At 46.0% G+C, this 14,899-nt stretch carries 6 protein-coding genes; 2 read left to right on the top strand and 4 right to left on the bottom strand.

Going from position 1 to position 14,899, the window contains the following annotated elements; all coding sequences use genetic code 11:
- Positions 1-2: 2 nt before the first annotated feature.
- The 4 genes from NXX38_RS06165 to NXX38_RS06150 all read right to left on the bottom strand — a co-directional run bounded on the left by NXX38_RS06165 (position 3) and on the right by NXX38_RS06150 (position 12,305).
- The gene (locus NXX38_RS06165) at positions 3-2,843 is read right to left on the bottom strand and encodes a beta-glucosidase (protein WP_258978828.1); all 2,841 of its coding nucleotides are present in this window, start codon (positions 2,841-2,843) and stop codon (positions 3-5) included.
- A 47-nt stretch (positions 2,844-2,890) separates the two neighbouring features.
- Complete coding sequence (locus NXX38_RS06160; protein WP_148367671.1) at positions 2,891-4,501, bottom strand: RagB/SusD family nutrient uptake outer membrane protein; 1,611 nt, start codon at positions 4,499-4,501, stop codon at positions 2,891-2,893.
- Positions 4,502-4,513: 12 nt separating this feature from the next.
- A complete protein-coding gene (locus NXX38_RS06155) occupies positions 4,514-7,663 on the bottom strand; it encodes a TonB-dependent receptor (RefSeq protein WP_148367670.1) in 3,150 nt (1,049 codons plus the stop codon).
- Between the two features lie 565 nt (positions 7,664-8,228).
- Entirely contained in the window at positions 8,229-12,305 is a 4,077-nt protein-coding gene (locus NXX38_RS06150) for a hybrid sensor histidine kinase/response regulator transcription factor (RefSeq protein WP_258978827.1), read from the bottom strand.
- A gap of 261 nt (positions 12,306-12,566) precedes the next feature.
- Here NXX38_RS06150 and NXX38_RS06145 point away from each other — a divergent pair, with 261 nt between their 5' ends.
- Together NXX38_RS06145 and NXX38_RS06140 are read left to right on the top strand one after the other, a co-directional pair.
- Entirely contained in the window at positions 12,567-14,015 is a 1,449-nt protein-coding gene (locus NXX38_RS06145) for a hypothetical protein (protein WP_258978826.1), read from the top strand.
- A 30-nt stretch (positions 14,016-14,045) separates the two neighbouring features.
- Positions 14,046-14,816 carry a hypothetical protein gene (locus NXX38_RS06140; RefSeq protein ID WP_217720797.1) on the top strand — a complete coding sequence of 257 codons (771 nt, stop codon included), beginning with the start codon at positions 14,046-14,048 and terminating at the stop codon, positions 14,814-14,816.
- Positions 14,817-14,899: the final 83 nt, after the last annotated feature.

The raw sequence follows: 14,899 nt of genomic DNA, 5'->3' as shown, positions 1-14,899 counted from the left end.
TCTTATTTTTTAATTTGAGGTAATTTGATTTCTGTAATGCCCACTCTGTCACTTCCTAACACGATACGCAGGTCGCTGGCAGTAGTTCCTTTAAAAGGAAAGTTCAACAGCTTATGATACTCTTTCACTGTGCCGGAGTACACCGTCAGGAACTGTCCGCCACCACTGGAAAGCTGTATTTCAAAATCGGTTTCCAGTTCGTTATCGCGATGAAAGGCAATGGAAATGCCGTCCACTTTCGCTTCGTTCTGTAAGGCAAAGGTGATGTAATCCCCTTTGTTTCCCTCCCAGAAAGTGGTAGGGTTGTTATCCACCACGTTATTCACCGTTTCCTGATTCGTACTTGCACTTATCGGAGCTTCGTTTTCCTTGCTTTGCGGAGTAGAGTCGTTTATGCAGTCAACCACCGTTAACGTGCCGTTCAGACGAATATCCGTAGAAGAAGCCCCTACCATCAGTGTGAAATCACCGGGCTCTACTACCCAATGCATATCCGCGTTCAGCAATTCCAATGCCTTCCGGTCAATGGGAAAAGAAACTTCCTTTGTTTCGCCCGGCTTCAGATGGATTCGTTCAAATCCGGCCAGGTTCTTCTCGTACGTAGTGACGCTGCTCAACACATCGCGCACATAGAGCTGTACTACTTCATCTCCTGCCCGTTTGCCTGTATTTGTCACTTTGCAGGTGACATACGTCTTTTGATTAGGAGTGATAACTGCCGGAGTTATTTTCAGGTCGGAATATTCGAAAGAGGTATAACTCAAGCCATATCCGAAAGCATACAATGCACCGTTGGCACGTGACATATTGCCATCCATTCCCGGATTCTTCCCCCCATCAATTTGAGAAGACGGTTTGCACGGGAAATTGAAAGGAATTTGTCCCACTGTTTTCGGGAAAGTGACAGTTAGTTTACCGCCCGGATTATAATCTCCGAAAAGCACGTCGGCTACCGCTTTTCCACCTTTCGCTCCCGGATACCACGTTTCGAGAATGGCGGGAACAAACTTGTCAGCCCAGTTAATAGACAAAGGTCTTCCGTTGATAAGCACCAGTACGACAGGTTTGCCCGTAGCCACTACTGCTTTCAACAGGTCAAGTTGCCTCCCCGGCAGATCGAGACTACTGCGGGATTTGTTTTCTCCGCACGTACGCTGTCCGCCTCCCAATACAACTACCGCTACATCCGCCTCTTTTGCCTGACTGACAGCTTTGTCTATTTCCTTTTGCTCTTCTTCCGTCAGCGGAAAATCAATCAATTCCGATTCCGGCCAGTTCGCATCTACCAGTTCGCATCCTTTGCTATAAAGCACTTCCGCTTTCCCGTCCGTCTTCTCTTGAATACCTTTCAGTACGGAAGTCACCTCTACCGCCAACGGCCCATAATGTCCCAATGCATAAGAACATTCATCCGCATTCGGTCCGCAAACCGCTATCTTCTTGATACCTGAAATATCCAGCGGCAACACGTCTTGATCGTTTTTCAGCAGTACGATCGATTCCCGGGAAGCCTGCAGGGCGACTTCCTCGTTTTCTGCTTTCTCCACTTCTTCATCCGCCCCTTTCAAATCTGTCTGATACGGATGATCGAACAGTCCGACTAAAAACTTGACACGCAGAATATCCCGTACCCGGTCATTGATGACCTCCTCACTCAATCCTCCCTCTTTCACTAATTCCCTCAACGGCAATACATAAGAATCGGGAGAGCGGAACGTGCAACGGACATTTAATCCGGCTTCTACGCTTTGCCTTACCGCCTCTTTCATATCCTTGGCAGTATTATGTTTGGTATAAAGATACTCCACAGCATCACTGTCGGAAACAACATACCCACGAAATCCCATCTCTCCGCGCAGGCGGGTAGTCAGCCAGTAATAGCTGCTTTGGATAGGAAACCCGTCATAATCATTGTAAGAACTCATCACCCCCAACAATCCCGCTTCACGGATCACCCGCTTGAAAGGATAAACATGAACCATCTCAACCTCGCGCGGAGACATCTGCGGATCGACGCGGGACATGCCTTCACGCCCGCCTTTGTTGTTACTGTAAGCGATGAAATGCTTTCCCGTGGCAGCCACCTGATAATCCTGCTGCATCCCCCGCACCATTTCAATGCCCAGTTCAGCCACCAGATAAGGAGATTCTCCGTACACTTCTTCATAACGTCCCCACCGCTGGTCGCGCCCCACATCGAGTATGGGCGCGTAAACATTGGTATACCCCAGCATACGGGCTTCCCGTCCGGTGATGACACCGACCTGGCGGATGAGTTCCCGATTCCAGGTATGTCCTAATCCGAGTTGAGTAGGAAAGTTCGTTGCTTTGTAACTTTCTACCCCACGAATCCCTTCGTTGGTGAAATCGGTAGGAATACCCAACCGGGTTTCTTCTATAAAGAACCGCTGCACCTCATTCAACGCCCACGCATGACGGGAAGCAGGCCAGACATATTCATTGTCCGATGGAGGAAGTCCCCATTGTTGAAATCCGTTCAGGTGCTCGTCAATGGCTCCGATACCATCTTTCCACAACTGGTTCTTCCATTCGGGAGTGGGCAGATCATCCTTTAATACCCTCTTATATCCATACAGAGTGACCATCTGACAGGTCTTTTCTTCCAGCGTCATCTGCTTGAGCAAATCCTCGATGCGTGCATCGACAGGTGCTGAAGGATCTTCATAGATGTCCTTCACCCCGTTCTTGTTAAAGTCTATCCATCCCTTTTTATACATCTCGGTACGGACAGGTTTATATATGGCAGGTGTTTTAACTGTTTTCTGTGCAGCAAGAAATCCGCAACTTCCTGACAAAAGGATTGTAATTAATAGCTGTTTCATGGTTTTTCTGTTGGGGGTATAATGTTTCTCAAAACGGGGAGATAAGACTATTCTGCTGCGTTACTCCAATAAGAGTTTTGTTTCAGAAGTAAGTTCACTCCCAATTCTTTCATCGGAATAGGCAGGAACTGATGCCTTTCTTCCGTATTGGCTGCATATTCTTTAGCTGCTTTATAATACCCGCTGGTAGTCCACCGTTTGTCGTTCGTGGCTTCAGTCAGTTTGTTATGAGCGGCATCATAATAGATTCCCCAGCGGATAAGGTCGTACTTGCGCAGACTCTCGAAACAGAGTTCGCGGGCTCTTTCATCGCGCACTTCCTGTTGGAATTCCGCGTATGACAGGTTCTCCACTTTATCGATTCCGGCACGTTCGCGTACCTCATTGATTGCATCGTAGGCCAGGTCAGTAGGAGCTTTACCGGCTTCGTTCTCGGCTTCGGCCAGCATGAGCAGCACATCGGCATAACGCAGCACCGGATAGTTGATCTGGTCGTTGTTCTTCTCTTTAGGGGAAGTAGTGGTCCATTCCCTGCGGTATTTGCCGCAACGGCGTGTCACGATTTCCGTATCTTTCCAGTATACCGCGGCGTCGCTGGCGTCGAGCTTGTAAGTAGCCATTGATAAGTCGCGACGTAAGTCACCGGGGTTTTTCTCGAACAAATCCCATAAGATCAGTGAACCGCAATAGAACCCGTAGGCATATCCCTTACCGGTGGAAGAGGTGTTTTCCTGCCAGTTTCCGATAGTGTTTCCTATGCGTGAGTAGGTAAACTTGCCGTCTACGCGGGTACCGATGAATTCCACTTCCCACATACTTTCATTGTATTCCGTATCATACTTGTCGGAAGCGATGTTTTTCCAGATCGCATAGATGTCTCCCTGATACAGTTTGTGCTTATGCGAGTCATACACAGCCTTGGCATACTTGGCCGCTTTTTCATAAAACTCCTTGCCGCCATTGGAGGGCGATCCGGCACGCCATAAGCAGACGCGTGCCAATATGCCTTGAACAGTCGTCTTTTTGACGTGTGATGGAGACAGGTCGTATTTGGAGTCATCCACCAGGTCGATGCAGTCTTCCATCTCCTTGATAATCCAGTCAATGGCTTCTGCATGCGGAGTTGCCGCAAGGGAGCTGTTATTGATGTCGGTCACGGTTTCTGTGCGGATGGGTACTTCATACCAGCTCTGTACAAGCAGAAAGTGGTAGTAGGCACGCAGGAATTTGGCTTCTCCCTTAATGCGGTTCTTCACGGCTGCATCCGGAATGTTGGCTGCATCGATATTGTCCAATAATACGTTGGCGTTGTTGATACCGGAATAGAGCTGCGTCCACGTCTGGTAAATATCATTATTACTTGAATTGTGTGAGTTGGTATAAACCTGACCGCTTTGGTTCAGGCGGGCATAGTAACTCAAGTCATCGGTATTGGATAGGATATTCGAGTACCTCTCACCGTATACATGGTCGGTAGCCAGTGTCCAATAAACTCCGGCCAGTGCCATCATACAGTCACTTTCATTTTTGTAGAAGATTTCGGGAGAGACGAAATCATGCGGGTTTTTATCCAGGAAGTCTGAACAGGATGACAGTAATAAGGACATACATCCTAATGCCAGTACAGCGGTCTTTAAATTGCGATATATCTTTTTCATGTTGAATACTCTTTAAAATGTTATGTTTACGCCAAATGATGCATTGAATGAACGCGGGCAGGAAGACCAGTCGAATCCGGGAGTCAATACGCTGTTGCGGACGGAAACTTCCGGGTCTGAACCGGAATATCCCGAGAGGGTGGCTATATTTTCAGCGGAGAAGTACACTCTGGCTGCCTGAATACCCAGTTTGTAGAGTGCTTTTCTTCCTAAGTTGTATCCTAAAGAGATGGTCTTTAACTTTAGGAAAGAGCCGTCTTCCACGTACAGAGAACTGTAATGTTTGGCGTCCAGAGCTTGCGCTCTCGGCATGTCACTGGTAGGATTGGCTGCGCTCCAGCGGTTGTTGTAAGAGGCGAACATATTCGTATTGGTCCGGTTGCTCGGATTTTCGAAAACCATTCTGTTTGCATTCAGAATATCGTTTCCATAGCTCCATTGCAGGAAGATATTCAAGTCCCAGTTTTTATAGACAAAGTTGTTGGTGAATCCTCCCGTGTGTTTCGGTTGTCCGTTGCCGATAATGGTACGGTCATCGTCGGTGATTTTGTTGGTTCCGTCGTTGGACAGTTTTTTGTATCTGGGGTCACCCGGTTGCACACTGTCGGAGATTCTGGGGATTCCGTCTTTCAGTTTGTATGATATGGAGCCGTCCGAATTAGTGGTCTGGTTAAAATCGTCGTACTTGTAAGTACCCTCGTAGATGTAACCATACAGTTTTCCGGCAGATTCACCTACGCGGCTGATATAAGCAGGCATATTGTTGTAGGCATTATCCCATCTGACGTAGCTAAGCATTTCTTTCTGTCCGGAGTTGAGGGCGATAATTTCATTATTGTTGAATGCAATGTTGAAGTTAGAGCTCCATGTGAAGTCTTTCGTTGTGATATTGGTACTTTCCAGGGTGATTTCAAAACCTTTGTTACGCAGCTTACCGATATTCAGTGTTGCTGTGGCATAACCCGAACTTGCCGGAACTTCCGCGTTCAATAACAGGTCTTTGGTCGTTTTGATATAGTAGTCCAGTGTCAGGTTGATGCGGCCTTTGAGGAAGCCCAGATCGATACCGAGGTCGAACTGTTCGGTCGTCTCCCATTTCAGGCTGGGGTTGGCCATGGAACTCAGTACATAACCAGTAGTGAAAGAGCTGTCCCACGGATATTTATAGTAGTCGCTGTGTGTAATCAGCTGCGCCATGTAATCATAATTTCCGATGCGATTGTTACCCGTCAGACCCCAGCTTGCGCGTAATTTACCGTTTGATAGCCAGGGAAGATTCCCGCTTACAAAACTCTCACGTGAAAAAGTCCATGCCAGCGAACCGGATGGGAAGTATCCCCAGCGATTGTCCTTGGCAAACTTGGAAGAGCCGTCGGCACGTATGGTAAAGTTTGCGTAATATTTTGATTTATAATTGTAATTGAAACGGGTAAAGTAAGACATCATAGCGTTGTCGCCCAGCGATGCAGTGGTCGTCGGAGTAGCTTCACTCTTACCGATACCTGCCATGCCGAAAGATTCGTTCGTGATGTAATCCTGCGTGATACTGGTCGTATAATCGGAGTATTTCTGGAAAGTCAGACCGGCCAGTGCGTTGAAACTGTGTTTGTTCTTGTTGAACTGATAAGTCAACGTATTCTCATTCAGGTAATTTCTGGTTTCCTGTTGAGTCAGCTTGGCATTGATACCCTTGCTTTGTGTATTCTTAGGATGCGAGTTACCTGTACGGGTCTGACTGCCGTTGAACTCTTCTCTTTTGATGTCCCGTCCCGTATATCCGGCGGTAGTCTTGAATTTCAGGTTTTTGATGATTTCCCATTCCACTCCTAAGTTGGCTTGCAGGTGATTAGTCGTGTTGCGGCGGTATTCATTCCGTGCGGAAAGTACCGGATTGAAACGATAGTCATCGCTCATCGACACATCTTCATCGTACATGGCCGCCAACAGGTCGGAACCCGACGGAGAAACCGGACGGTATCCCCAAACACTGTATAATAAGGAATGAGACATCGACGAAGCCTGTGCCGACGGACTGACTCCGTTCTGCACGTTACTGGCGAAATTCGCATTCGCATTTACCTTTATCTTCTTATTGATTTGCTGGCTGAAATTGAAACGTCCCTGATAACGGCTCAAATCCGTATTGATAACAATACCCTGCTGGTTGCTGTAAGAGAGCGAAGCCGAATATTTCATTTTGTCGCTACCGCCGTTCAATCCCACATAGTGATTGTGGCTGACGGCTGTACGGTAGATTTCATCCTGCCAGTCATAATCTCTAAAAGTTTTGTAATCTTCCAGAGTGACGCCATTCTTCAGATAATAATTGGAGAAGTCGTCTGCCGACATGATTTCCTGTTGTAACAAAGCGAAATCATAACCGCTCATCATATCCATCGTTTTGTTGACTTTACTTATGCTGACGCTTCCGTTATAAGTCACTTTCGCCTTGCTGGCCTGTCCCTGTTTGGTGGTGATGATGACGACACCATTGGCACCGCGTGAACCGTAAATAGCTGTGGCGGACGCATCTTTCAAGATGTCGATAGATGCGATGTCATTCGGATTGAGGGCGCTCATGCTGGAATTTTCCTGCGGGAATCCATCTATTACATAGAGAGGAGCCGTGCTTTGCGTCAGCGAACCCGCTCCGCGGATGACGATATTGAAGTTATCCCCCAAAGCTCCGTCGGTAGAAGTCACCTGTACACCGGCAATACGGCCACCCAGACTTTCCGCGATATTGTTTACCGGGGTTTTCGTCATATCACTTATATTGGCCTTGCCGATAGAACCGGTCAGGTCCCGTCTTCTGACGTCACCGTAACCCACAGCCACTACAGTTACCTCTTCCAATGTCTGGGCATCTTCTTCCATTACAATATCGAATCTTTTCTTATTGCCCACTTTCACTTCCTGGGTTTTATAACCTACAAAAGAGAATTTCAGAACGTCGCCGGATTTTACATTTCCTAATTTAAATTCGCCGTCCATGTTTGTAGTCACTCCATTTGTTGTTCCTTTTACCACCACACTGACTCCTGCGAGTTCTCCGGAGGCATCGACAACTTTACCTGTAATTTGGCTTCCCGTCTGTGCTTGAATAGCAGATGTACACCAGAACGAAATAACCAATAGCATGAAAGCTACTTTCTGTTTCATAAATATTAGTTTAATAAATTGTTAAATAAAAGATTTCTGTTCTATTTCTGATAACTACTTCGATCGCAGAGACAAAACTCCGACGATGTTTTTCTGACTCAAAAATAGGACGTTCCGACGAGAGTCGATTACACAGGCTATTCTAATGCTTGTAAAAACGGACACTCCCTGAAAAATACGTCATTTTACAAACGTATGGTGGAATATTACAAACTAACGTGCGGAAATGCAATCCATCCGTTCCGCCGATGAGGCAATATTTCCAGTCTCCCTCTTGCTTTTTACTGTTTAATTTTGTATCTTTAGAGTTTCTTATCCTTCTAAAGACAGGTAGTCATATTATAAAGTGACTAATGTCATCTTATAAGGTGATATTTATCATTCTATAAGGTGACTATTGTCACCTTACAACGGGACGACTACCCGACTGCATAAAAGTTCACTAATTCCTGCACTGAAAATCCTTAATCTCTGCACTGAAAAACCTTAGATACAACGATGAAATAATAATCTGTTACGGTGCAACAATCAAACATTTAATCGTATTGAAGGATAACAGTAGGTGTTATTTCCCCTCCGCTTTGTTCTTGAACTCGGTTGGTGAAACGCCGTACAATGCCTTGAAGCAATTGGAGAAATAGGCCAGACTGTTATAACCCACCGCACAATATACTTCTGTAATTGTCATATCTGTCTCTTTCAGCATCTTGGCAGCAGTTTCCAACCGGAAGTTACGGATAAACTCATTCGGCGAATATCCGGTGATCTGTTTTATTTTCCGGTAGAGGTTCGATTTACTTAAACCGAGTTCTCTGCAGAAAGCATCCAGATTCAGATCGGAATTGGCAATGTTCTGCTGCAAAGTGGCATATAGATTCTGCATAAATTTCTCGTCCACAGATGTCATATCCACTCCCAGGGATTCGAGAGAGAAGTTTTTGCTGTACAGGTCTTTCAGCCTTTCCCGGCTTTGAATGATGTTGTCCACTCTGACTTTCAATATCGAAGCGTCGAAAGGTTTGGTGATGTACTCGTCCGCTCCGGCGGCGTATCCCTCCTTAATATCGTTCGTACCCGTCTTGGCAGTGACCATGATGATAGGGATATGGCTGGTATTCATGTCTTTCTTCAGTTGCCGGATCAGTTCGATACCGTTCATTTTCGGCATCATCAGGTCGGTGATAATCAGGTTTGGCAACAGGTTGATGGCCTTGGCGAGCGCTTCTTCACCATTAGTCACTCCTATTACGTTGTATTTATCCGCCAGACAGGAACAGATATAGTTGTTCAGGTCGCGATTGTCTTCTACTATCAGAATCGTGGCCTGCTTCTTGCCCGAATGCTCGGCTTCGAAAGCAGTGTCCGGAAGTTCCACATTAAATAATACGGTTTCATTGGCGGATGATTCTACCATCGTTTCCGGGTCGAAACCGTTTTTGTCGATAGGCAGGACAAATTGGAAGACTGCGCCGGAGTCGGGAGCGTTGTCTGCCCATATCACTCCGTGGTGCATTTCTATAATGGCTTTGCTTAGGCTTAGTCCGATGCCCGTTCCCGATTTGGAATGTTCGTTTTGTGCTACCTGATAGAAAGGACGGAAGATTTTCTCCAGTTCGTCGGGATCAATGCCGACACCGTTGTCCTGAATGGATACGGTGAGGTATTTTATTTCCGGGTCCTTATACTTGTTCAGTCTGGCAGGCACGAAGATAGCAAGTTCGGAGAGTGATTTCACATTCAGTTCCACTCGTATGGAACCTCCGTCCGGTACGTTCTTGAAAGCATTGGAGAGAAAGTTGAAATAAACTTTTTCCAGCAGGTTCCAGTCGAACCACACCGGTTGCTCGTCTACGGCATGTTTGAACCTTAAATGGATGTTCCGGTACAGTGCTAGATCCTGAAAAGAGCTTACCGCTTCGTGTGTGAACTTGACGATGTCATGCTCGGAAACTTGTAGTTTCATGGTTCCGCTTTCATTCTTTTGCAGATCCATCAGGTTGTTGACGATACGGAGCAGGCGCTGCGCGTTGCGCAGCATTAGCTGGGATTTGTAGTGGACATCATCCACCAGATCCGTTCGTTTTACGAATTCCTCCAATGGAGCCATGATTAAGGTCAACGGCGTACGCAGTTCGTGTGAGAAGTTGGTGAAGAGGCGGTTTCGTTCCTGATAAAACTCTTCGTGCACTTCCGCTTCCATTTGTTTGAGCCTGATGTTGTTTTGCAGGCGTTTCTTCTCCGTAAAATAGCGGATAATGAAAGCGATCAGGGCAATGGCGACGACACTGTATATCAAGTAAGCCCACCAGGTCTTCCACAGGGGAGGCAAGACAACGATTTCCAGTGTGGCTCCCTGTTCATTCCAGATTCCGTCGTTGTTGGAGCCTTTCACGATGAAGTGGTAAGTTCCGGCCGGAATATTGGTGTAGTAGGCAGTACGTCGGTTGCCGACCTTGTTCCAGTCAGAGTCGAATCCCTCCAGTTTGTAGGAATATTCGTTCTTGCTGTTGAAGATATAGTTCAGCGCACAGTATTCAATGGTTATATTGGTCTGATTATGATTGAGTACGATCTTCTTTTGGGTGGAGATGTTCTCCTGCAGTACATTCTCTTCGTCATTGGGGCATACCAGTTTGTTGTTGATATATAGTTTGTCCAATATAATAGGAGGGACGTTGGGGTTGGTGACAATATCATTGGGGTTGAACAGGGTAAAACCGTTGTTGCCGGCAAAGAAAATCCGGTTGTCGGACAGGCGGAATCCTGCACAGGGAGAAAACTCCTGTATCTGTATTCCGCTTTCTTTGTTGTAATTGGTGATGCTCCGGGTACGGAGGTCCAATCTCGAAATGCCGTTTAGCGTGCTGATCCATAAACTGTTGTCGGCTCCCTCCACCACTTTGCAAACCTGATTGCTTTGCAAGCCGCTTTTCTCATTGTAGGTGGTGAATTGCTCGGTCGTGATGTTGAATTCACTTAGTCCGCCATCCATGCTGCTGATCCATATCCTGCCGGAACGGTCCTTTAGAATACTGCTGATATGTTTGGCGGTTAGTCCGTTGGTGTGGTTGTAGGAAAGCAGGGAGTGATTGATCTTGTCATAAAAGAATAAACCTTTCTCTTTGGTGCCGATTAGAAACACATCGTTACTGATTTCGCATACACAGATGACACTGGCAAAACGGAAAGTGCCCTCGCCTTTTACGGCAAATTCGGTCTGCACATGGAGCGATGGGGTATCTGAAATAAACATCAGTCCCTCTTTCGGACTTGTAGAACCTACAACCAGTTCTCCGGAAATGCTTTTACTGATGTGGTAAATCGGATTCCGGTCATTATTCTGAAAGATCAGTGAGAAATGGTGATTGTGCAGGTTGAATTCATAGATTTCCCCGATGCTCGTTCCGCATAAAATCCGGTTCTTGTCGTAATAGACGGTTTTAATGACGCTTTGCATCGACTCACCGGGATTGTGCGGGAGTATGTATTGCTGGAAAGTCTGCTGTTCGAGGTCGAAAGTAATCAATCCTCCTCCTTCGGCTCCGATGTATAAAGTTCTGTCGTGTTCGATGGCAGGGCCTAAGATACCCAGAGTTTTGTTTAGGGATGAGCTGGGATTGTAAAAGTCGAAGAGATGTCCGTAAGGGTTATAGTAGCTGATACCTCCTGCATACGTTCCGATCCAGATGGTTTGCATCCGGTCGAACAGAATGCTGTAGATGGAATGATGACTCAATGTGCCCTGTGTGCCGTAGCGATAGGTTTGTATCCGGTTGGTCACCGGATTGAGGATGTTCAGACCGTCGAAAGTGCCTATCCATATTTCACCCGAGGGAGACTCGTTGATGCAACGGACGTTATTGTTGGATAGTCCGTTCCGGGTATTGTAACACACCACTTCCGCCGGATCGTGTTTGATGACATAGACGCCGTGTGTGTCGTTTCCCAGCCATATATTTCCTTTTCTGTCGATGTGCACTTTTCTGATCCGGTTTGACGGGATAGGCAGTGATTCGGAATTCTGTTGGAAGGAACGGACTACTGCCTGCTGCTGTAAATCGTAGATAAGCAGTCCTCTGTTGTAGGAGGCGATGTAGAGTTTGTGGTCTCTTTCAATAATGTCATTTACCCAGTTCCCTTTTAGCTCTTTGGTGGAGATGTTTTTCAGGGAATCTCCTTGGGGAGTGTAGGCAAACAGTCCTTCAGAGGCGGCTCCTACCCATAAGGTACCCTGCTGGTCAAGACAAAGTGAGGTAATCTTGTTCTTGTCCTTGTTTTCCTGCTGGTTGATATGATACCGCTTAAACTCGTTCTTGTTCTTGTCGAGCCTGTTCAGGCCGTTTTCTGTGCCTATCCACAGGTTGCCTTCTGCATCTTCCGCCATGCAATTAATGATATTGCTACTGATACTGTGCGGATCGTCGGCATGGTTCCAGTAAACCTCGAAGGAATTTCCGTTGAATTTATTGAGTCCGTTGCGTGTACCAAACCATATATATCCTAATTTGTCCTGATAGATACAGGTGACGTTCAGCTGGGATAATCCATCTTTGACAGACAAATGAGAGAAATGATAAGGCTGATTGGCAAAAAGAAACTGTACGGAAATAGCAAACAGCAATGTACAAAAAAGTCTTTTCATAAGTGGATGATTTTAAGGAAAGAGTGTTTTTACTTGCAACAAAAATAGCAAAAAACAGTAAAATACCTCCCAAAGACTCCCATTATTTTGTACCCTTTTCCCTATCAGATAGATAGTTGAACGATTCTTATAAGGTTTCGACGGAAAATTATAAGTGCGAAAAGGAATCTGCAATTCTTTGGTGCATATTAGAAAATAGATTGGAAAGGAAGTGTCTATTTTTACCATCGTAGAATTTGTTGAATTGAAAAACATATTATTATGAAAAAAAGCATTCTTTTTAATCGGACACTGCATCTGGTGTCTTATGTATTACTGTCTCTTACGTCCTGCCTGTTTGTATCCTGCGACAAGGACGATGACTGGGATAAGAACTTGGGAAATAACCTGCTGGAGGGAATTTGGACACGCGAAAGCACATCACAGAAGTTTGTAGCGACCTTCAATGCCGATCACACTTCGTACATCTGTACCTATAATATAGAAACGGAGGCACTCGAACATGTGGATTTGCAGGGCAAATATCGTGTGGTGGATGAATCGGTATTGATTTATCAGAGCGGAGACAAGCACCGGTTCAAACTAAGTGAGGACGGCAATACGGTAGAGATTACTTACGGATATGATACGGGCAGTCCGGAAACGGAGAAAACATATACCTATCAGCGGTTTGTTGAAGTGCAGGAACCGGAGCCGGAACCCGAAGAAAAGGAACTTGAGCTTGCAGACGTGAATGCTGCAAAAGCCACTCTGGGTAGTTTGAAAGCCGGTGCTTCGGTAACGGTGGGAATGAGTAACTGGGAAGAGGTGGTGGTAACGAAAGTCAGCCTGCGTAAGCTGCTTACTATCGAAGATACTCCGATGACCAACAGTAGTCTGGCAAGTGGAAATCTGACTTTCACCGTTCCGGAGAATATGCCGGTAGGCTCTTATTCTTTGATAGTGGCTTACACGATGAATGGCAAAGCGAAAGAGGTGATGTTTGATGCGGTGACTTGCACGGTGAAAGAAGAAGTGACGCCTCCCGAACCCGGAGCCAAAGTGCTGGTGTTCAAAAATCAAATGATGGGAAGTGCACAGAATCGTGATTTCGGCTGTCTGTTGACAGTGACCGATGCCGGCCAGTTGGATATACAGACTGCCTGCTACATGAACGACGATCCTACATTAAATGCCGACGAGAACAAGAAACGCCGTTCGGAAATAGATTTGATTGCAAACACTTATTCCGGTCCTGCTTTTGCTTTGGGTAATTTCGATAAGATTGCTCATAATCTTAGGAACTTCAGATGTAACGGGACGAATCTTTTCACAACGTCCAAAGATGATGCCAAGGATAAAGAGACTGCTGTCACGATGTTCCCGGGATATGCCGATATTCAGACTAAATTCCTCGTGCTTCAGGAAAGCATCGAAAAGGAGAAGAACATTATAGATTTAGTCAGAAACGATCAGTTGGCGGAAATTTCGGAAACGGCGACTCCGGCTTTGTTCGATGGAACTTCGAAGATAGACCGTATCACTGTGCAGAGCATCAAGCCTGGTGAGTCTGTGGGAAGAGACCGGTTCGATCTGAATGGCGTAGTTGTTTTCAAGAGTTCGAAGAACGGTAAGATAGGTATTATGCTGATTCGTCAGATCAATGAACTGGATGGCTCCAATGATGCTGCCGACGCTACCATCGTTTTCGACCTTTATTATCAGAAATAAGTGTTTTATCCAAACTAAATAAAATATCGAATGATGAAGAAAGTATGTTTATTGGTAATCATGGTTGCTGTTGCTCTGATGGGGCATGCACAATCCTTGAGGAATAATTTGTTGAAAGGGTATAAACCCGGGGATCAGTTGGAAAAGGGAGTTTATACGAGCGATCAGGATACACCGCGTTTCAATACCTGGTATGGTGCGTTCAATGCGAAAGCGGTGGAAGTGGAAGAGGGGCCTGTTATCGGTGAGCCGCTTTCTTATAAAGGTTACAATGAGGGCGGACCGTCGATTAATCTGGCGGGCGAAGGGCAGTTGAACCGGGTGAGTGTTTATCCGTTGACGAAGAGTAATAAGGAGTATGCCCGTGGTGCGTATTATCTGGCTTTTCTGGTCAATTTCGAGAAACTGGGTTCCACTAAGTTTTATGATTTTGCAGGCTTGGATATTAATCCGCTTAGCAGGGCCGTGCGCGGCAAAGTGTTTGTGGCCGGTGAAGGGAAAGACAAGATTAAATTCGGTGTGGCGGTACGTACGGATTGTACCGAGGGTACTGAAACTTACGATTATAATCAGACGCATTTATTGGTACTGAAAGTGGATTATGACAAGAAGCAGGCTGTTTTGTATGTCAATCCGGATTTGAGTCAGGGCGAACCGGCAAATGGGCTGGTTGCAAATGCCGAAGGAGATGAACTGAAAAACGGGCTGAAGTCAATCTATTACAGGTATCGCAAGAACTATAAAGGAAACATCGGTAACTTCCGTTTTGCAACGACTTGGGATGCGGTAATCGGTAAATAGACATCTCACAGGTTGAAACTCCTCTAAAGAAAATCCCCTTATTTCTCCCTTTTAATTGATAAGACAGGGTTGAAATAAGGGGA

The organism is Bacteroides sp. BFG-637 (genome assembly GCF_024793605.1).
Lineage (GTDB): Bacteria > Bacteroidota > Bacteroidia > Bacteroidales > Bacteroidaceae > Bacteroides > Bacteroides vicugnae.
Note: the sequence above shows the minus strand (reverse complement) of the source record. Positions and strands in the feature narration are given on the sequence as shown.

What these genes read in the sequence shown, in the direction of transcription:
- NXX38_RS06150 (WP_258978827.1), bottom strand. Translation starts at nt 12,305, where the DNA reads ATGAAAAGACTTTTTTGTACATTGCTGTTTGCTATTTCCGTACAGTTT.
- NXX38_RS06165 (WP_258978828.1), bottom strand. Translation starts at nt 2,843, where the DNA reads ATGAAACAGCTATTAATTACAATCCTTTTGTCAGGAAGTTGCGGATTT.
- NXX38_RS06160 (WP_148367671.1), bottom strand. Translation starts at nt 4,501, where the DNA reads ATGAAAAAGATATATCGCAATTTAAAGACCGCTGTACTGGCATTAGGA.
- NXX38_RS06140 (WP_217720797.1), top strand. Translation starts at nt 14,046, where the DNA reads ATGATGAAGAAAGTATGTTTATTGGTAATCATGGTTGCTGTTGCTCTG.
- NXX38_RS06145 (WP_258978826.1), top strand. Translation starts at nt 12,567, where the DNA reads ATGAAAAAAAGCATTCTTTTTAATCGGACACTGCATCTGGTGTCTTAT.
- NXX38_RS06155 (WP_148367670.1), bottom strand. Translation starts at nt 7,663, where the DNA reads ATGAAACAGAAAGTAGCTTTCATGCTATTGGTTATTTCGTTCTGGTGT.